The organism is Neisseria sp. P0021.S006 (assembly GCF_051956895.1).
Genome location: NZ_JBQCWZ010001221.1, coordinates 1 through 459 on the forward strand (window position 1 = coordinate 1; position 459 = coordinate 459).

Consider the following 459-nt stretch of genomic DNA (forward strand, 5'->3'; position numbering starts at 1 on the left):
TGGTGGCAGTGATCCGCGTGTGGCCCAGTTCGGATTCGGCTGTGTTGATGGAGATTTTGGATTGTTTGATGGCGGCCTTCAGCTCGGCAACATTGGCTTTGGCTGCGGCTAAAGAGTCTTGTGCAGATTCCAAGTCTTCCTTGGAAGTTGCCTGTTCTTTCCATAAGGCAAGTTCGCGTTTATATTTTTTCTCTGCACTGGAAAGCGCGATTTCGGCAGAAACCAATTTTGCCTGATAGGTTTCCAGTTTGGATTTTTCGGTATTTAAGGTATTGATCTGATTGGTTGAGTTGATTTCCGCAATCAGCTCACCTTTTTTCACTTGCTGGCCCAGTTTCACATACAGTTTTTTAATCTGACCTGAAGCTTCCGCACCTACGGATACCAAATTGGAAGGCGAGATTTCGCCGGTTGCCGACACGGTTTGACGAATATCGCCGCGTTTGACCACTTCTGTAA

At 46.8% G+C, this 459-nt stretch carries 1 protein-coding gene; it reads right to left on the reverse strand.

Annotated elements, in window-relative coordinates; genetic code table 11:
* Nucleotides 1-459 (reverse strand): efflux RND transporter periplasmic adaptor subunit (locus ACTHUM_RS19580; protein ID WP_440403952.1); only part of this gene is annotated, 459 nt, incomplete at both ends.